The organism is Dokdonia sp. R78006, assembly GCF_042466145.1.
In the GTDB taxonomy this organism is placed as follows: domain Bacteria; phylum Bacteroidota; class Bacteroidia; order Flavobacteriales; family Flavobacteriaceae; genus Dokdonia.
Window position 1 is genome coordinate 2,857,831 of the sequence record NZ_JAXHBU010000001.1, and the last position, 19,205, is coordinate 2,877,035.

The following is a 19,205-nucleotide window of genomic DNA, read 5'->3' on the forward strand; positions in this document are numbered from 1 at the left end:
ATAGAAGTATGAGTTAACATTGTTTCCAATTAATTGGCTTATCTATTTAGCACCTTGCTCGTTATTGCAGGTTGCTATCTCCTTATTGAGATTCTTGATAAATAATTTAAAAGCGCAAAACTAGTGTTCAAATAATATTTTAAACTTTAAAAAAAGTTAATTTTTCAATATTTCTATAATTAAATAGCTGACAGCATAACTCGTGCTTATGAACCGTCATTATATAATATAGATTTCATTTTAAGCTATTTGTACTCTGACTATAGTATCTTGATCACATTACACAAGAATCTATTTATTTTTTAAGAGACTCAGCTATCTGTCCATCGCTTTATAATTCGCATTACATTTTTAATTATTAAGTTGTGGTTGATGTTGTTTGAAATATGATTAAATATTTTCTTTTTACGCTTTCGCGAAAGCGTAACTCTCAGCTAAAAATACATTTGATTTAACCTTCTTATAGGATCTTTATGGTGGTTGTGTAATCATACTTATTTAAAGAAATAATTACCTTTGCACCCCATTATGAAAAACGAAACATCACAACTACTAGATTTTGTTACTAGCGAACTCTCAAAAGCCGGTTTTACAATCACTCCAGATATTAATAGGGTAGAAGGTCTAGACTTTCTCATCACAGCGCCTACAGGTAAAACAAGCGAATTACAGCTGCGTAACATCAAAGTTAAAGAGGAGGAGAGTATTAAAATTCAAAAGCTTGATTATGGACAGATTGCACCGCACCGTTTTTTGGGTTTAGTTACAGTAATAGAGGATGCTCCAAGAGCCTTTTATATTATTCCGTCTGCTACGTTTACAACAGCAGATAATACGATATTCTTTGAGCATCCTATGGAAATGATGCCGCACTTAAGCCACTGGGAGATTAAAGTATTTACCGCCGCTATTCCTAAGTTGGATCAATATGAAATAAGTAATCTTTATAAAGTCTAATAATCAATTTACCTCTGGCAAAAAGATTATCAATAGCACTAGCTTCTTGTTGAATAGCGTTCATGCTTCTCTGAGATTAGAAGTAGTTTTGCGCACAATTCAATTGAATCAACATCGTGAGAGGGGCTCACGATTTTTGAGCTTATAAAGGTCTGGCAGGGGTGTCAGGCCTTTATTTTTTGAGATAATATTGGTTATTATGAATCATCGTAAAACTACATATCACAGTACAAGTTTTTACAGTCTTTAGATTCATTGATGGATTCCTTCGTAAGCCGATTTTCTTCTTGTAGTTTTGCAAATTATAATTCGATTAAAAACAAGTAATTATGAGTAAAGTAAAAGGAAATGATGTAGTAAAAGTACACTACACAGGAAAATTAGCAGATGGACAGGTGTTTGATAGCTCTTTACAAAGAGAACCTTTGCAGGTAGAACTTGGCAAAGGCCAACTTATCCCAGGATTTGAGAATGCTTTAATAGATATGGCGGTTAACGAGAAGAAAACGGTTACTATAACTAAGGATGAAGCTTACGGTGACGTACAGCAAGAGTTATTTCAAACAGTACCGAAAACGCAATTACCTGAAGAAATCAAACCAGAAGTAGGTGTTATATTAGTAGCTTCTAGACCTGATGGTTCTGAGCAGCAGTTACGTGTATCTGAAGTAAATGAAGATCACATTATTGTAGATGCAAACCACCCACTAGCAGGACAAACACTAGAGTTTGAACTTGAGCTTTTAGAGATTGCATAAGACGACTTAATATTAAGTATATAAAACGCCTTAGCATAGCTAAGGCGTTTTCTTTTTGTATAGAATTAAGGTTGTTCAGCAATAAACTACAAAACAGTCCCCGTCAAATATAAAAGCCTGCAGTCAAAGTCTTCTTCTTGCAATAATTTGATAGCTTTTTTACTACGTACACCAGCTTTACAATACACAACCAGATCTTTAGTTTGCAATACTTCATGTGCTCTATTCTGCAGTTCGCCTAAAGGAATATGTTGCCCTCCTATATGATGTACTGCTCTTTCATGATGCTCTCTCACGTCTAGGAGATTGTATTTTTCTGGACATTCATTAATCTCATCTATTGTAATACCCATATTGTCAATAGGAAATTCACATTGTAACTCGTACTTATCTTTAAGACGACTAACTATGATACTGGTATCCTTATCAAATCCCAAAATCATTTGTTCCATGCTTAACATATTATAGGTGAGCAGTTTGCCAGAAAGAACATCACCTATTCCACAGATGATTTTTAATACTTCATTGGCTTGTAGTGCACCTATAATTCCTGCTAGTGCGCCTAGCACTCCGGTTTCAGAGCAATTAGGCATTTCATTCTGCTTAGGAGGTGTTGGATATAAACATCGGTAGGTAGGACCAGTTTTATAATTATATACAGCCAGCTGACCTTCAAATTTATAAATAGAACCCAGCACGACAGGTTTATCTTTTAATACAGCAGCATCATTTACTAAATATCGGGTAGCAAAATTATCAGATCCATCTACAATGATATCATAGTTTGCAAAGAGCTCTAGCGCATTATCTCTAGTAAGGCGCATTGGGTATGTATCAAAATTGACATAAGGATTGAGCTTTTCTAAGCGCCTTGTAGCTGATATGGCTTTGTTATTCCCAAGATCATCATGAGTATATAAAATTTGACGTTGTAAATTGGATTGCTCAACGACGTCGTTGTCTATAACACCAATGCTACCAACACCCGCAGCAGTAAGGTATTGTAACACTGGACAGCCTAGGCCACCTGCACCTATGATTAAAACGCTTGCTTTTTTGATTTTCAATTGACCTTCTAATCCTATTTCATCTAGAATGAGATGTCGGCTATATTGTTGTTTTTCGGCGGTTGTTAGTTCCATGCTAAGCAATTTCAAAATAACTTTTATCCCAATCTTTCCAAACTGCTTGGTACCCTTGAGATTCTATCATTTGTTTGATTTCTTCCGTATCTCTCTCGTCTGAGATTTCAAATTGTTCTAAGGATTGTGGGTCTACCACATATCCTCCAGGGTTTGTCTTAGATTGCGCACTTATAGACGTAATCCCCAGACTTATAATATTATTACGGAAACGTTCACTTTCTCTAGTAGACATTGATAACTCAACATCTTCATCTAGTAAGCGATATGCACAAATAAGCTGCACCAGATCTGCATCTGTCATTTCAACCTTAGGTTGCACTTCTCCTTGATGCGGTCTTAGCCTAGGGAAGGAGATGGAGTACTTTGTTTTCCAATAGGTTTTTTGTAAATATTTTAAATGTAAGGCTGTATAAAAACTATCTACACGCCAATCTTCAAGACCAAATAAAGCACCAATACCTATCTTATGTATTCCAGCTTTACCAAGTCTGTCAGGTGTATCTAAGCGATAATCGAAGTTTGATTTTCTACCCTTAGGATGATGCGTTTTATACGTTGCTTCATGATACGTTTCTTGATATACCAATACGGCATATAAACCAGCTTCTATAAGCTGTTCATATTCCTCTTGATCTAGCGGTTGCACTTCGATGCTAATGTTTGCAAAATGTGCTCTTATGAGTTCAATAGCGTTCTTTAAATAAGAAACACCTACCGTTTTGTTTGCTTCTCCGGTAACTAGTAAAATGTGATCGTATCCTTTAGATTTCAAGAATGCTACCTCTTTTAAAATCTCGGCATCACTAAGTGTTTTACGAGGGATTTTATTAGTCATACTAAACCCACAGTACGTACAAATATTCTGACATTCATTAGACAGATACATCGGGATATACATCTGTATGGTATTACCAAATCTTTTCTTTGTAAGCGCATGACTACGTTGTGCCATTTCTTCTAGAAAATCCTTGGCAGCAGGAGATATAAGCGCTTTAAAATCTTCTAAATCGATTTTCTCCTTATCAAGGACGTTCCGTACATCTTGTCTTGTATAGCTGTAAATTTCTTTTTCTACAGCATCCCATTTATAGGTATCAAAAGTGTTTTTAAAAGACATAGGCAGTTGTTTTAATTAAGAAAAGAAGTCAGCGGGCTACTAGCTTCTGCATATGTTTTTACCGGAGCTAATTTTGCATTGTAAGCCATGCGACCAGCCTTTACTGCCATTTTAAATGCTTTTGCCATAGCTACAGGATTTTTAGACACTGCGATGGCCGTGTTCACTAAGACAGCATCAGCTCCTAACTCCATGGCATAAGCCGCATGCGACGGACTACCAATACCGGCATCTACAATTACAGGTACATTACTTTGCTCAATGATAATTTCTAGAAAGTCTACCGTTTTTATTCCTTTATTAGTGCCTATGGGTGCTCCTAAAGGCATTACACATTGTACACCCACATCTTCCAGCCTTTTACATAACACAGGATCAGCATGTATGTATGGCATGACTACAAAACCTAACTTTACAAGCTCTTCGGCGGCTTTGAGGGTTTCTATAGGGTCTGGTAAAAGGTATTTGGGATCGGGGTGAATTTCTAGTTTAATCCAATTAGTCTCTAGTGCCTCCCGTGCTAGTTGCGCTGCAAAAACTGCTTCTGTTGCAGTTCGTACTCCAGAGGTGTTAGGTAGTATATTCACATGAGGACGCATAATGCTTTGCAGCATAGTGTCCTCCTCATTTCCAACATCTACACGCTTTAGAGCAACGGTTATTAGTTCGCTTTCAGAGGCTATCAAAGCCTCTGTCATTAAATGATCTGCGCTAAATTTTCCAGTTCCAGTAAATAATCGTGAGCTGAATTCCTTATCAGCTATTCTTAAAATATCGTTCATATATTATTTAAATGTATGGCGTTGTTCTTCTATTAATGATGCTCCTAGGGATTGCTGGAAGGCTTCTATTTTTGTAAAATCATGGGTAATTTCTCCAGAAACAGCGATGCCATGAATACCTGTTTTTAGTAGATTTGTTACGTCGCTTAAAGTGATTCCTCCGATTGCGATAATGGGAGTTTTAGTTTTTAATTCATCTGTAATGAGACGATAACCGTTAAAACCTAAAATTGGGCTTAAATTCTTCTTAGTAGATGTAAATCGTAACGGACCAAGACCTATATAATCCACACCTTTGTCTATTAATGCTTGACAGTCTTCTAGCGTATTTGCTGTGCCACCTATAATTTGCCAAGAGTACAAATGTTCTCTAGCGACAGTAGGGCAGGAGTCGGTTTTTCCTAAGTGCACACCATCTGCTTTTACCTCTTTTGCAATTTTATAATGATCATTGATGATGAGTTTCGTATTAAAGTGAGTAGTAATTTTTCGCGCTTCCTTTGCTATATTCAGCACCTGATCTAGAGGAACATTCTTTAAGCGCAGTTGCACCAGTGTTGCGCCATGAATACAAGCATTCTCTATGTTATCAAGATGCACTACTGGCGATTTACCCTGAGAGATATAATGTAGTTTTGGTATCATTGCGATTTAATTTTTAGTGATGGGTAACTGTGTTGTCCTAGTAAGCTATCAGTTGAGTTTAAAAAGGCTTCGGTATAGTATTTTGCGTTTATCGAGGCTTCTTCTATACCTTGCTGCAACAAAATATTACTCGCCAGCGCGGCCGAAAGCACACAACCGCTTCCATGTTTTTGTAACACCTTTTCTGCCTTTGGAGCAATATGTTTTACAACGGTTTTACTGTGGTAAATCACATCCCAGCCTGTTTTATCCTTTCTATGTCCACCTTTTAAGTGAATATTTGTCAAGCTCCTTATATGTTCTATCGTTTCCTCAATACTGAGGTCTGGATACAGTAGTTGGATCTCATCATAATTAGGAGTAATCACATAACATTGTGACCATATTTTATCCAAAATATCTTGATGCTCGAGGCTATGAAAATCAAAACCAGCGCTCGCTTTTATGATGGGATCTACAATGATTTTTATCTCAGGATTAAGCGTATGTAACCTCTCCAAAACAAGCGACAGCACTTCCCATGATTGAATAATACCAATCTTCACTACGGAGATTTTAAACCGTTCAAAAAGCGTTTCTATTTGAGAAATAATCACAGTTTTGTCTATCCACACACATTCTTTAAAATCGATGTCATTTTGAACCGTAACTGCGGTACATACTGATAAACCGTATAGTTGGTGCGCTTCAAATGTTTTAATATCTGAAGTTATTCCTGCGCCACTTGATGGGTCTAGGCCTGCAATGGTTAATATATAATTGTTTGTTTTCAATACTATATTCTACTTTTTTATTAGGACGTTCCCTTTCAGGTCAGGCTTTCACTACTCGCTTTTTTATGAACGAAAAATTCATAAAAAGAGCTCAAACATACCGCTCAATCCTTAACGCGAACTGTTTTATTGTTATCTTTTTAGTCCTCTAAATATCACTTTCATGCGCTTGAAATATCCTCTAATCTTAGTATAGCCTGCGGTAAGCGCAGTCTAACCGTTCAATCCTTAACGCAAACTGTTTTTTATTTTGATATAGGCTATCCAAATGCTGCTTTAATATTTTTAAAACACTGCAGCGGATTCTCTGCTTTCCAAATACTTCCTAAAACTGCAATTCCGTTATAGCCTAGTTGTTTGACTTGTGCTACATTTTCTGGGCAGATCCCGCCCAAGGCAATGATTGTTTTATTGCTTTCAGTTACATCAAAGCCACGGCCTTTATAGCCTTCCTTTGAAATGGAATTAAACACAGGACTCAAAAAGTGATAGTCAAATTCAAAATAGCAATCTTCTAGATTTTGCAAATCATGAAAGGAAGAGCTTATCGTTTTTCCGAACATATTTAATTCTTTAAAATACTTACCAGGATTATCTATGTGATCTATACGATGTTGTTCCTTAAAATGGATTCCTTTGAGATTGAATTCGTTGATTATCATATGATGATCGTGCACTACAACCCTGTCATGAAACGAAGTATCAATCTCCTGTATATAGGCGCAATATTCCTCATAACTTTTATGTGGCTTTCTTACATGATAGCATGCTAATCCGCGTTTAAATAACTGGTGTAGTATTTCTACTTCATTAGAGATATCATTTTCTGGTGATAGTACGATGATCATGTTTTTGAGTTAAGGATTGCAATGAAAATCCTTTTGCCTTTTTCTGGCAAAAGATTGTAGTGGAAAGCCTGCCCACGCTTTTTCAGCGTGGGAACTCCCACATCTTTTTACAGATATACTTCGGAACCTTTGGCTTTAAATTCTTTAGACTTTTCTTCCATTCCTTTTTGGATGACTTCGTTATCGACTATGTCATTTACAGCAGCAAAATCTCTTACTTCCTGAGAAATTTTCATGGAACAGAATTTTGGTCCGCACATGGAGCAGAAGTGAGCCACTTTAGCTCCAGCAGCTGGTAAGGTTTCATCGTGATACTCACGAGCGCGCTCTGGATCGAGCCCAAGATTGAACTGGTCTTCCCAGCGAAATTCAAAACGCGCCATACTCAGCGCATTATCTCGATGTTGGGATCCTGGGTGACCTTTGGCCAGATCTGCAGCGTGAGCCGCTAGTTTGTAAGTAACCACACCAACGCGCACGTCTTCTTTATTAGGTAATCCAAGGTGTTCTTTTGGAGTAACGTAGCACAACATCGCACAACCGTACCAGCCTATCATGGCAGCACCAATTCCAGAGGTAATGTGATCATATCCAGGTGCAATATCTGTGGTTAATGGACCTAGAGTGTAAAATGGAGCCTCATCGCAAAGCTCGATTTGCTTCTCCATATTTTCCTTAATCATGTGCATCGGTACGTGACCAGGACCTTCTATAAAGCACTGCACATCATGCTTACGAGCGATTTTTGTGAGTTCGCCCAGCGTTTCTAGCTCAGCAAATTGTGCCTCATCATTTGCATCTGCTACAGAGCCAGGGCGTAAACCGTCACCTAAAGAAAAGGCAACGTCATATTGCTTTAAGATCTCACAAATATCTTCAAAATGTGTGTACAAAAAGCTCTCTTTATGATGTGCAAGACACCATTTTGCCATGATAGATCCGCCACGAGAAACGATACCCGTCACGCGATTTGCGGTCATAGGCACATAACGCAATAGCACCCCAGCGTGAATGGTAAAATAATCTACGCCTTGCTCTGCTTGCTCAATTAAGGTGTCTTTAAAAATCTCCCACGTAAGATCTTCGGCAACGCCATTTACTTTTTCTAATGCTTGGTAAATAGGGACCGTTCCCACGGGAACAGGGGAGTTGCGTATGATCCACTCGCGGGTCTCATGTATGTTTTCACCTGTAGACAAATCCATGATATTATCTGCACCCCAGCGGCATGCCCACACGGCTTTTTCTACTTCTTCCTCGATGGACGAGGTAACTGCAGAGTTTCCAATATTTGCATTGATCTTCACCAAGAAATTACGCCCTAAAATCATAGGCTCTGCTTCTGGGTGGTTGATATTTGATGGTATTACGGCGCGACCTCTTGCAACTTCCGAGCGTACAAATTCTGGCGTGATTTTATCAGGAATAGATGCACCAAAGTGTTCTCCTTTATGTTGCTTTCTAATCTCTGTCATCTCATCGATACGCTGATTTTCGCGAATAGCGATATACTCCATTTCTGGAGTGATGATTCCTTGTTTTGCATAATGCAGCTGCGTTACATTTTCACCTTTTTTTGCACGCATAGGCTTCTTTAAAAGCTTAAAACGCATGTGGTCTAGGCTCTTATCATTAAGACGCTCATTGCAATAGGTAGAGGAGTAGCTGTCTAATTGTTCTACATTATTGCGCTCCAGAATCCACGACTCACGGATGCGCTCTAAACCGCTGTGAATATCGATTTCTTTGCTTGGATCTGTGTATGGACCAGAGGTGTCATACACCGTTACTGGCTCGTTTGACGTTTTCCTTTTGGTCATTGAGTCCACAGTATCACTAAGCGCAATCTCACGCATAGCCACTTTAATCTGTGGATGAATCTTACCGTTTACGTAGATTTTTTTTGAATTAGGAAATGGATTTCTGGTAATGCCGCCTTGCTTAGGCGCAGTGTCTCTATTTTTCATCTTTCTGGATTAATTAATGATGTTTTTCTACTCTTGAAGTACCTAGAAGTCGCTATTATCCACCTTGTGTGGCTTTGATAATAAGAACCGCATCACCATCATCAGGAATGGTGGAAACCCATTGTGATCTGGTAATAATGCGCTCATTAATAGCCACAGCAATCCCACTAACCGAAATGTCGAGTTGCGTGAGAATCTGGTCTAGTGTGACCTGTGCTGGAAATTGATACGAGGTTTGATTGACCTTTATGTTTATCATGTTTAATACAATTATGAAGCATAGTGCCTCGGTTATATAAACGATAAAGGAATGAGAAGGATAGAATTAAAAATAGAGGAAATATGCAGGAATGCACTACCTCTAACTTTTCCCTACGTTGGTATTAACCAAATCAGGTTCTAAGGATTTTTCTCAAACTAATTTAATAGCTACTCCTAAAGTTTAGACTTTAAAAGTAATAATTATTCTCAACTAGACGAGAGAAAATGTAAAAAATTTAAAATGTTATGTTTTGGTTGGTAGGTTTTTATGGGGATTGGGGACGTGATCTGCTTACTAATAAATCATCTAGTAAACCCGCAGAAACACAGCGTAAATCAGCTATTACTCACCGGAAACCGCATTACAAAATGGGTGCCTTCATTGGGTGTACTCGTACAGAAAAGTTCGCCTCCATTCATTTCAACAAAGTCTTTTGAAATGAGTAGCCCAAAACCCGTTCCTTGCTCGCCCTTAGTGCCTAAAGTTGTCTTAGGAATACAATCTTTAACAAGGTTTTTGTGCCAGCTAGTTGTCATTCCCACACCAAAATCTTGTACGCCTATTTCAATACCCTCAGGTCCTTTCATGCTTGATAATATGACATTTTGATTCTTTGTACTGAATTTTATGGCGTTTGAAATCAAATTACGTAATACCACTTTAAACATATTTTCATCAATAAATAGGGTAGGGATTTCAATTTCAAATAATAACTTTACGTCCTTTTCTTTTGCTGGGCGTTGAAATTGCTTAGCCATAGTATTAAATATTTCTTCAATATCGCAGTGCTTTTTATTGAGTTTAATTCCCTCTAGCTGATTATATGACCAGTCTAATAAGGCGCTTACCATGGCAATCCTCTCATCCAACTCATTTTTGAGACTTTGTGAAATCACTTTTAGTTCACTGTCCTCTATTTGGTTTTCAAGTAAATTAACCAGTAAAGAAATATTATGCAGCGGTCCTCTAACGTCATGTGTAAGCAAAGAAAACAGCTTGTTTTTAAGAGAATTGACAGATTCAAGTTCGCGATTTTTACTCTCTACATCTTGCTTTGCAATTTGTAGATCTTTCGTCTGCTTGTCTACTTCTAGAGCAAGCATTTTATTAGTTTCTACCTGCGTCTTCATGTTAGACTTTTCTATAAACTTAAACTTATAACTAATAAGAATAGAAAATAAAATAAGTTGGAGTGTAATAAGTAATGACGTAATGAATACGATAAACTCCCTATCAACATTATAGTTTTCCTTTAAAAACCATGCAGTTATATAGATGACTGAGGAGAGCAGCATTGGGGAATACGCATACAAATAGTATTTATTAAAACGCTCTTCATTAAATAAGCGAATCCCAGAGAAAATATTCAAAAGTACAGATAGCAAAGCAGTAATCGCTGCAGACATTACTAGCGAACTATGTAACCAAGGAATATGGAGCGTTAGAATATTGAGAACAAAAAGAATTGGGATTATAACTGTGCTATATTTTAAAAAAGTATAACTACGTGATATTTTAGGGTGATTGCCGCGATGAATATTTAAATAATTGGTTGTAAACAATAAAAATCCAAAGGTGGTAGTCATTGCAGAGATAAGCGATCCATTTTTTTGAATTACCTCGGGAAGAAATCCGTCTGGAAAAAGTGACCAACTCCAATGCAGTGTAAGTCCAAAAAGAATGATACAATAGTGACACAGAATTTTGTGCCTTAAAATTAAATAAGAAACAAAGTGATAAACTCCGAAAACACCAAAGATGGCGGTAAATGAGGATACTATTAAAAAATTAATATCAAAACTATTCATATGGGGCGGTGGTTAGTTAAGAATATAATACAAGTACAATAATTAAGAATACTTGATTTTCATCTACATTCTTAATTACGTTTCTAAGGCTCAAAACTTATATAAAATGTAATTACAATTAGGGGTTATAATAACTTAAATATGAAGTAGTTGTCTCTGTAATATAGTAAAAAAATCAATTCCTTTGAAAATTGCATACTTAAAATTTACAGTAAACAATTCTGAATTACAGAAAATTTTGTTGGTGAATTCTAAAAAATATGCCGATTCTTTATAACGTATATTTCTCTAAACAATACAAAAACAGCTTACATCTAATTACTGAATATGAGCCATAAGCATCTGAAATTAAAGAAGTAACAATTATTAATTATTATATGCAGTTTATCGTAATAATGTCTTTTCCAGTGACTTTTAAATTATTCTTTGCTATCTTACTAATGCCCCAAAAGTTATTTAAGTTGAAAAACAAGCTACTTTTAGTCCTACTTGTATACTGCTATTGCGTGCCTATTTTATCTCAAAATAGCGCTAGTGGCGATATAGATAGCGTGAGTATTTTAATTTCCTTTTCTAAGGAGGAAAACATAAACGGGAATTATAAGGATGGATTAAAATTTGCAACATCAGCCGTGCAATATGCAAATAAAGGTAAGGATAAAACCTTACAAGCAAAGGCTCATGTGAGTCTGGCAAATACCTATCAAGCTATAAAAGATTTCGCTTCCGCGAAAAAGTACTATAACCTCGCACTCGGCAAAAAAACAGATGATTACTTCGTAAACGTAGCTTCACTCAACGGTCTCGGTAATATATACTCAATGGATATAACCACGGCAGACGAGGCTGCTGCGTATTTTGAAAAGTCTATCGTATACACACTAGAGGCGGGCAAAAATGAACATTCCTTTTATACCTATTACAATATAGCGGGAATGTATCTTAATTTTAAAGATCCAGATAAGGCATATCCTTACATTCTACAAGCCGATACGTTGTTGCCTCTCATTGAGAAAGAAGACCCAATCTACGGGCTTTTACAGCAGTTGAACTTTGCTATTTATCACAACCAAAAAGAAGATCATAGACTCGCGCTCACCTTTATTGATAACGCACTAGAGATAGGAGAGGAGCATAGCCTCACCAGAGAACTCATAGATATTTATGATTTTAAAAGTGAGATACATCAAGAGCTAGGAGAATATGATGCGGCTCTGGAAAGCCTTAGAAAACACTTCTATTATAAAGACTTAGATTTTAATGAGGTCAAAAATCTACAAATAGAACAAGTTGAAGCAGATTTTAAAGTAAAAGAGTTCCAACAAAAAGCCGAATCGTCTCAATTAAAATCTAACGCTATCTTTATAGGAGGTATTAGTGCGCTGCTATTTTTAAGTACCGCCTTTTTAATCTTTTATAATCACAAAAGGCGGTTGTCATTCTTAGCACTTGAAAAAAATAATAAAGCCCTATTACAAGCAAAAAATGAAGCAGAACACGCCCACAAATTAAAATCTGAGCTATTAGTTAACATTAGTCATGACTTGAGAACACCCTTATATGGAGTGGTAGGTATAACGGAGATGCTTATAGAAAATCCTTCCATTATTAAGACAAATAAAGGTCTTTTAAATGCTTTAAAATTCTCTGGAGATCATTTAAAATCGGTGGTAAATAACATATTGAAGATTAATGAGGTAGAGTCTAACAACATTACGATTAAGCGTACGAAGGTTCATTTACATAACCTCTTAGAGAATATTATCACCTCCTTACATTATCTAGCAAACCAGCAAAAAACGGAACTAAAACTAGCTATTGCAGATGAGATTTCCAGCTACTACATCTTAGATGAAACTAATCTTACAGAGGTTCTTTTAAAACTCATTGATAATGCGCTAAAAAACACAACAAATGGTACTGTAACGCTCAGTGTAAATTTAGCTGAAAGAGAAAAAGGCAAGGATCACATCACTTTTAAAGTCTCAGACACAGGAACAGGCATTTCTAAAGAAAATCTAGCAGTCATTTTTGATAGTTTTAAACAAGCTAATACAGAAGAAAACACCTCATACGGCATTGGTCTTGGACTGCCTATCGTTAAGTCCTTAATGAAGGTTATGGGGAGTAAATTATCTGTAAAAAGCGATGTAGGTGTGGGGTCAGAATTCTCGTTTATATTGGCATGCGAAGTTGCAGATAAGCTTGATGAGCAACCGATGGTTTCTGAAACTAAAAGCCTACACATACTAGTCGTTGAGGACAATAAAATCAACCAACTAGTAACTCAAAAACTAATAAGCACGCTAGGTCACAAGTGTACCGTTGCTGTAAATGGAGAAGAAGCTATAAAAGAATATCGCAACACCCATTTTGATCTCATCTTAATGGATCTCAATATGCCCGTGATGAATGGATTTGAAGCCTCAGAAGTTATTTCAGCAGAAAACAAGCATATTCCCATCATAGCATTAACAGCACTAGAAATAAGCGAGGTAAAAGAGCGATGTCACAATGTGGGCATACGTGATATTATCAATAAGCCTATAAACAAAGAAGCGCTTGAGGATATCATACAGGAGAATGTACATTGTACAGATACCATCTAGACTTTAAACAATGTACAACCTCCCGCATAAAGTTCACATTTCCTCTTTGTTAAGCAATCAACATCTATTCTAAGGTAAATAAAACTGCAAGTGAGCACTAATATGCCTTAGACTTTTATGTGGGTAGTTAATCGCTTTTGGGGTGGGTAGATTACAGGAAGGGAATCGCTGGGTAATAGATTGCTGTGGTTTTTAGGGGATGTGCTTGACTTTTTAAAAAATATTATGTTATTGCGGGTTTTAGTAATTGTATTTCAAATCAATAGGTTACTTTTAAATTGTTAATGAACATTTTTTAGAGTGTCGGCTGAATTAGGGTGGAGGTGGAAGGAAGGTGTGTGGAGTGAGTTATATTAATAAGTCTTATAAAGCAAAGAACTGTGGCAATTAATGATTAGATAAAATTATATTTAATTTAGAAATAAGAATTAAAAAAACATCACTTGAAGAAAAGAACAAAAGAAGTCCCTTATGGCATCAAAATCGCTCGAAACAAATATTCTTTTATTACTTCTGAAAAGAAAGAGAGAAAAAAAGCTTACCACGATATTAAAGAGGGTTTAAATTTCTCCGAGTTATGTGAGTCAGTAGATTATCTAGATAAAAATTTAAATAAGAGATGGCAACAACTGTTGTGGGGTGTTCCATTGCCCAAAGATTATTCTGAATTAGGCGATTTAAAAGAGTTGCCCTATTTAGGGCATAACATAAATGCGGAATTAAATTTTTTACTAGTAGGAATTAGAAAATATAAGTTAGAAATAAAACTCTTCCTTAATTATAAAGAAGAATTTGAAAAATACCTGCTAACCAATCGTTATGAAGAAGCTGAATTAATTTTAGATAAAATCGAACATGAAGTATGCTATTCGCTGTGGACTTTAGAAAATAGATTTTTGCTTAAAGAAATGTCAGGTAGAGCGCCTGAAAATAAAGAGTTTTTAAATAATTTTAATCAAGTAAACAAATCTGATTCAATAACTACATCATTAGCTCATTATTTAAGTTTAAGAGCAGAACAATCACTTTCTATAAATAGATATACTAATGATTTAGAAAATGCACTATTTAACATTCCTGATGGAAAAACAAAGCAATATTTCCAGAATTACTATAGATTTAGACTTACCTTTTTAAATCATACAGATTTCAAAGATTATGCTGAAATTCTATCATTAGATTTTAATCACAGTATCATAGATCGATATCTACATTTAGTAAAAGTTTTCTCAAATCTTTTAGTTGTTTCAACATACTTAGAGGATGAAGATTTGAAATCTAAAAAGATTTTAATTAAAGAGTATATATTAAATAGAGTCAATTACTTATTAAGAAAAGTAAATGATCCCGTACTTTTTAAGTTAAAGGTTTTAGCTGGAGAGAAAATATTTCCCGCTTTCAATGTTTCAAAAAGTCAGAAAGAAATTAGAATTATAGACAAATATACCATTGGTTTATACAATGAGGTTGAAAATGATTTGAAAAGTTTGTTATTAGAAAGACCAGCCCAATTTGATCTATACCTATTGTACATTAAATCTCTTATATATCAAAAGAAATATTTTATACCTATTGGTCAAAAAAACAGTGTACAAAATCAAATACTTTTTAATCTTCATAGAATAATTTCGGTAGATGGAAATCCAGAACAAGCAGGATTTAATCTTTTAAGAATAGCTAATAATTTAACTAGTTGTAGTTTAAGTTATGGAATTACTGATTTTGTTTTTTATCAAAAAAGTGGTAAAAGTGAGAGAAAAATGCTCGCGACAATTTCCTACAATTTTGCAAATCCTATTATTTACAATGTATTTGATAGTGATAATGAGAGACTGGAATTTTTAAATCTCTTAGAAGATAAATTTCCTAATTCAATTACAATTAAATTTTTCAAAGAAAAGATAAAAGGAATAGATGAATTATTCAAATTTAAAAAGCATCTGCCGAAAGCAAAATTTAAAGCTGAGTATGCTAAAAAACTTCAAGAAAACGGAGATTTTTTGAATGCAATTAAAGAGTGGGAATATTTACGAAATAATTATCAAGACACGGTTCCAATTTTGGAAACAACTGTAATAAATCTATTTTACTGTTATCAAAAATTAAATAGAATAGGTGATTGTGTAAGCCTTTATGTAAATAGCTTTTTTTATAACAATTATATTGTTGAAAAGATAGATGTTAGTGAGGTATTGAAAATTATACGTTTATCGAAATTTAGAAATATAGAAAAAACTATTGATCTTCCAATATTCTACACAATAGTGGATGCCGATGAGATCGAAACGCATATTGCATTTGAAAGATTTAATATTCAAAATGGTGTTGAATTACCATCAAATTTATTAGAAAAATCAATAAGTTTTGAATCTGAAAAATTCATATACTTCCTTGAAAATTCTTGTAAAGGAAAAATTTTGATGCATTCACCTTTTATTGACAATTCAAAACATAGACTCGAAGAAAGATTAAAACTATTAAGTTACTTAAGAAATATCTCTGCTGATAATATTAATATTTTAGATGAAATTAAAAGTATTGAAAATATTTTAATTATTCAACAAGGTCTAATTGATTTAGATGAAAGTAAGATTTATGTAAATGAGGAAGGAATTATCAATAACGAGCTTCAAGATTTTGAAGCTGTTTACGAACGGTTCGAAATTATTTCAGGAATTACGGGTGATAATAAAAAATTCTTATGGCTTGAAGGCGGCAAGTTAACAACCTTTGTTACAAACGAAAATACTGAGTATGAAAAAGTAGAGTATTCAAACAATCCTATGTTTGAAATATATTACGAACTTTTTGAAGCTGTCAAAGATAAATTTTTAAATAGCCAGTTTGGTATTGTCGCATATTTGAGTACACGTATAAGGCACGGGGTTTTAGTTGGAGAATTAAGACCAATATTTGAAACACATAATCTTATTACTCTTAAGCAAGGTAACAGTTCTACATATAGACGAAATATTCATTGGGATTATATCTATGATAGTTTTCATTCAGATGAAAAAGAACAAATACAATTTTTACTTAGTGATTTCTCTAGTAAGGTTGATGGATTAATTTTTGATATGATAAAAAAATATCTTCAAGTATACAAACACGGTATAAATGAGGAAGGGTGGTTTAATTATGATTTTGATAATACAGATCTTTGGTTACATTCTATAGATGCTCTTAATTGTAAGAATTTTGAAGATTTTGCTAGTAAGATATTTAAAATTTTATGGGTTAGGACTGATGAGAATTTGGAGTTGATACGGGGTAAAATTGAAAATGAAATTTTGGAAAAATTTAATGACTACTTTAATGAAATAGAAATTAAAATTACTGACCAATTTGGAAGTGCAAAATGTCAACAATTAATAAAATCAATTAAAAATTGCTCAACAGAAGTACAAACTGTGATGAATAAAATAAGCAGGTGGTTTAAGCGGAGTGAGATTAAAGCCACAAACTTTATGTTAAGCGATTTAATTACGTTAGTTTCTGATCATATAAATAGAAGTAGTCTCAAAACAACTTTAATAATAAGTGAAGAGATTTTATTTAACCCTAAAATAAAAGGTGAATTTAAGACCCATTTAGCTGACTTACTTAGAATTTTCTTAGAAAATATTCTTAAACATTCGGATGATTCTCACTATAATATCAAATGTAAAATAAAGTCTCAATCACTCGAAAATGGATTGGTTATAACAGTTGAAAATGAAATAACAAATGCAGATTCAATAGAAGCTCTAAAAGCCGTTTGGAGTAATAATAGAATGGATGTTACTAAATTAATAAGTGAGGGGAAATCTGGTTACCATAAAGCATATAAGATATTAACTTCAGATCTTAAATCTGACCGAAAGAAATGCTTAAGTACTAAAATTTCTGAAGATGAAGTTTGGTTTGAAGTATCAGTAAATATTAATCTTAATGAGGTAGGAGTATGAAAATATTATTTATAGAAGATCACCCACGTAAGCAAGCTCAAATAATAAATTACATTAAGTCCAAATTTCAAAAAGCAGAAATAATTACCCGTAATTCTTATAATAGTGGGCTAAAGGAATTAATCTTCAAAAGTGAAGATTATAATATATTATTACTAGATATAAGTATGCCCAACTATGACATATCATCAGAAGACAATGGAGGTGATTGGATGCCATTAGCAGGAAAAAAAATATTAAAACAAATGTACTTACGTGACATTTCCACTAAAGCTATTGTAGTTACAATGCACGGTAGTTTCGATGATGGAACCAGAATTACTGAATTAGACAATCAATTGAAAGATGAATTTTCAGATAACTATGCTGGTTATGTTTACTACACACAAATAAATGAAGAATGGCAGGATAAATTGTTCGTGCTTTTAAACTCTATACGGAATGATTAAAATTTTAATAGTTGATGATAATCAATATAAACTTGATAAAATATTAAACTCTATAATTACTAGTCATCCCATTAATAAAAGTTCTATTGATTGTGCAAATTGTAAAAAGAATGCATCAAAATATTTATATAAGGAGAGGTATGACTTAATGATTTTAGATCTCGTTTTACCCGTAGAAGAAGATGGAGAAAGTTTAGCTAAAGTTGGTTTAGGTTTTTTAGATGAAATTTTGATTAATCCATCAATAAAACCACCAATTCATATAGTAGGAATGTCAGGTTTTAAAGATGAAATTACAGAGGCTCATAATCACTTTTCTTCTAAATTATGGAATTTAATAGAATATAAAGAAGATTCAACAATATGGTCTGATAAACTAGATTCGATTATTTACCATTTATTAAAAATAAGAAATCAATATGTTAATAATTTAATTGAAGAGCAATATAATATAGTCAATAAGCATATATCTAATAATGGATTACCAAACACATCCTCAGGTATTACATTAAAAAGTTTAATATATAAAATAGAAGATATAATAGAAAAAAGTCTTCCTGTACCATCATATTTCTCTAACGGTAATAAAGCTAAAAATATTAATTCTAATAATATTACAGTTTCAAGCGAATATGATTTTCAAAATCTAATACATATGGTTTTGAGACCCTGGTTTCCAAGCCTAGAACCTGAAAATGCAACAATAGTGTTTGATGGAAATACTAAAAATGCTGATTTTTCAATTAAAGGGAATAGAATAATAATAGAAGTGAAGTATATTGATTCCACTGGAAAAAAGAATGATACATTAAAAACATTAGAGGGTTTAAAAAATTTTTATTTGGAAAATGCAAATGTCAAAGCTGTTATATTTATTATTTTATATGAATCATCCGTTAATCTAGACAAATTCAAAATCGAATCTAAGTTTGGAGACATGGAATCTGATCCATATGTTTCAGTAAAATTGATTGAGAATATTTTGATAGCCAATTAAATTTTCGATTTCAGAAACTTTGATTAAACAATAGGGGAATTGAGCGTTAAGCTCTTTAGAGATTTAGGCTAAAATGATTTAAATTATTACGGATTTTATCAAGGAAAAATGAAAGGAGCTTAAATCAATAGAACTAGGCTA

General features: G+C 34.1%; 15 protein-coding genes and 2 riboswitches. Of the genes, 6 read left to right on the forward strand and 9 right to left on the reverse strand.

Going from position 1 to position 19,205, the window contains the following annotated elements:
- Nucleotides 1-9: 9 nt before the first annotated feature.
- Nucleotides 10-106: riboswitch (SAM-I-IV-variant riboswitch) on the reverse strand.
- A gap of 422 nt (nucleotides 107-528) precedes the next feature.
- Nucleotides 529-957, forward strand: coding sequence for a hypothetical protein (locus SJY37_RS12680; protein WP_379953167.1), 429 nt, complete (start codon nucleotides 529-531; stop codon nucleotides 955-957).
- 329 nt (nucleotides 958-1,286) lie between these two features.
- Entirely contained in the window at nucleotides 1,287-1,715 is a 429-nt protein-coding gene (locus SJY37_RS12685; RefSeq protein ID WP_379953168.1) for a peptidylprolyl isomerase, read from the forward strand.
- An 86-nt stretch (nucleotides 1,716-1,801) separates the two neighbouring features.
- Here the strand turns inward: SJY37_RS12685 and moeB are convergent, their stop codons facing one another.
- The 9 genes from moeB to SJY37_RS12730 all read right to left on the reverse strand — a co-directional run bounded on the left by moeB (nucleotide 1,802) and on the right by SJY37_RS12730 (nucleotide 11,062).
- Nucleotides 1,802-2,857, reverse strand: coding sequence for a molybdopterin-synthase adenylyltransferase MoeB (gene moeB, locus SJY37_RS12690; RefSeq protein ID WP_379953169.1), 1,056 nt, complete (start codon nucleotides 2,855-2,857; stop codon nucleotides 1,802-1,804).
- A 1-nt stretch (nucleotide 2,858) separates the two neighbouring features.
- Nucleotides 2,859-3,977: a 2-iminoacetate synthase ThiH gene (gene thiH, locus SJY37_RS12695; protein WP_379953170.1), complete on the reverse strand. Its 1,119-nt coding sequence runs from the start codon at nucleotides 3,975-3,977 to the stop codon at nucleotides 2,859-2,861.
- Between the two features lie 11 nt (nucleotides 3,978-3,988).
- Complete coding sequence (locus SJY37_RS12700) at nucleotides 3,989-4,759, reverse strand: thiazole synthase (RefSeq protein WP_379953171.1); 771 nt, start codon at nucleotides 4,757-4,759, stop codon at nucleotides 3,989-3,991.
- 3 nt (nucleotides 4,760-4,762) lie between these two features.
- Nucleotides 4,763-5,404, reverse strand: coding sequence for a thiamine phosphate synthase (gene thiE / locus SJY37_RS12705; protein ID WP_379953172.1), 642 nt, complete (start codon nucleotides 5,402-5,404; stop codon nucleotides 4,763-4,765).
- The gene (locus SJY37_RS12710) at nucleotides 5,401-6,177 is read right to left on the reverse strand and encodes a hydroxymethylpyrimidine/phosphomethylpyrimidine kinase (protein WP_379953173.1); all 777 of its coding nucleotides are present in this window, start codon (nucleotides 6,175-6,177) and stop codon (nucleotides 5,401-5,403) included. Before SJY37_RS12710 ends, thiE begins: the two co-directional genes overlap by 4 nt.
- A 260-nt stretch (nucleotides 6,178-6,437) precedes the next feature.
- On the reverse strand, nucleotides 6,438-7,025 hold the full coding sequence (locus SJY37_RS12715) for a thiamine phosphate synthase (protein WP_379953174.1): 588 nt from the start codon (nucleotides 7,023-7,025) through the stop codon (nucleotides 6,438-6,440).
- A gap of 107 nt (nucleotides 7,026-7,132) precedes the next feature.
- Nucleotides 7,133-8,992, reverse strand: a complete 1,860-nt coding sequence (gene thiC / locus SJY37_RS12720) for a phosphomethylpyrimidine synthase ThiC (protein ID WP_379953175.1) — start codon at nucleotides 8,990-8,992, stop codon at nucleotides 7,133-7,135.
- A gap of 55 nt (nucleotides 8,993-9,047) precedes the next feature.
- A complete protein-coding gene (thiS, locus tag SJY37_RS12725) occupies nucleotides 9,048-9,251 on the reverse strand; it encodes a sulfur carrier protein ThiS (RefSeq protein ID WP_379953176.1) in 204 nt (67 codons plus the stop codon).
- Between the two features lie 93 nt (nucleotides 9,252-9,344).
- Nucleotides 9,345-9,439: riboswitch (TPP riboswitch) on the reverse strand.
- A gap of 150 nt (nucleotides 9,440-9,589) precedes the next feature.
- A complete protein-coding gene (locus SJY37_RS12730) occupies nucleotides 9,590-11,062 on the reverse strand; it encodes an ATP-binding protein (protein ID WP_379953177.1) in 1,473 nt (490 codons plus the stop codon).
- Between the two features lie 506 nt (nucleotides 11,063-11,568).
- Between SJY37_RS12730 and SJY37_RS12735 the strand changes: the two genes are divergently transcribed.
- From SJY37_RS12735 to SJY37_RS12750, 4 genes are all read left to right on the forward strand, one after another.
- A complete protein-coding gene (locus SJY37_RS12735; RefSeq protein WP_379953178.1) occupies nucleotides 11,569-13,671 on the forward strand; it encodes a response regulator in 2,103 nt (700 codons plus the stop codon).
- 443 nt (nucleotides 13,672-14,114) lie between these two features.
- Nucleotides 14,115-17,618 (forward strand): hypothetical protein, encoded by a 3,504-nt coding sequence (locus SJY37_RS12740; protein WP_379953179.1) that lies wholly within the window; start codon nucleotides 14,115-14,117, stop codon nucleotides 17,616-17,618.
- Nucleotides 17,615-18,067 carry a hypothetical protein gene (locus SJY37_RS12745; protein WP_379953180.1) on the forward strand — a complete coding sequence of 151 codons (453 nt, stop codon included), beginning with the start codon at nucleotides 17,615-17,617 and terminating at the stop codon, nucleotides 18,065-18,067. Before SJY37_RS12740 ends, SJY37_RS12745 begins: the two co-directional genes overlap by 4 nt.
- A complete protein-coding gene (locus SJY37_RS12750) occupies nucleotides 18,060-19,064 on the forward strand; it encodes a hypothetical protein (protein WP_379953181.1) in 1,005 nt (334 codons plus the stop codon). Before SJY37_RS12745 ends, SJY37_RS12750 begins: the two co-directional genes overlap by 8 nt.
- Nucleotides 19,065-19,205 lie beyond the last annotated feature (141 nt).

Excerpts from the sequence above, each read along its gene's own strand:
- SJY37_RS12680 (WP_379953167.1), top strand. The coding sequence starts at position 529 with ATGAAAAACGAAACATCACAACTACTAGATTTTGTTACTAGCGAACTC.
- SJY37_RS12685 (WP_379953168.1), top strand. The coding sequence starts at position 1,287 with ATGAGTAAAGTAAAAGGAAATGATGTAGTAAAAGTACACTACACAGGA.
- moeB (WP_379953169.1), bottom strand. The coding sequence starts at position 2,857 with ATGGAACTAACAACCGCCGAAAAACAACAATATAGCCGACATCTCATT.
- thiH (WP_379953170.1), bottom strand. The coding sequence starts at position 3,977 with ATGTCTTTTAAAAACACTTTTGATACCTATAAATGGGATGCTGTAGAA.
- SJY37_RS12700 (WP_379953171.1), bottom strand. The coding sequence starts at position 4,759 with ATGAACGATATTTTAAGAATAGCTGATAAGGAATTCAGCTCACGATTA.
- thiE (WP_379953172.1), bottom strand. The coding sequence starts at position 5,404 with ATGATACCAAAACTACATTATATCTCTCAGGGTAAATCGCCAGTAGTG.
- SJY37_RS12715 (WP_379953174.1), bottom strand. The coding sequence starts at position 7,025 with ATGATCATCGTACTATCACCAGAAAATGATATCTCTAATGAAGTAGAA.
- thiC (WP_379953175.1), bottom strand. The coding sequence starts at position 8,992 with ATGAAAAATAGAGACACTGCGCCTAAGCAAGGCGGCATTACCAGAAAT.
- thiS (WP_379953176.1), bottom strand. The coding sequence starts at position 9,251 with ATGATAAACATAAAGGTCAATCAAACCTCGTATCAATTTCCAGCACAG.
- SJY37_RS12730 (WP_379953177.1), bottom strand. The coding sequence starts at position 11,062 with ATGAATAGTTTTGATATTAATTTTTTAATAGTATCCTCATTTACCGCC.
- SJY37_RS12745 (WP_379953180.1), top strand. The coding sequence starts at position 17,615 with ATGAAAATATTATTTATAGAAGATCACCCACGTAAGCAAGCTCAAATA.
- SJY37_RS12750 (WP_379953181.1), top strand. The coding sequence starts at position 18,060 with ATGATTAAAATTTTAATAGTTGATGATAATCAATATAAACTTGATAAA.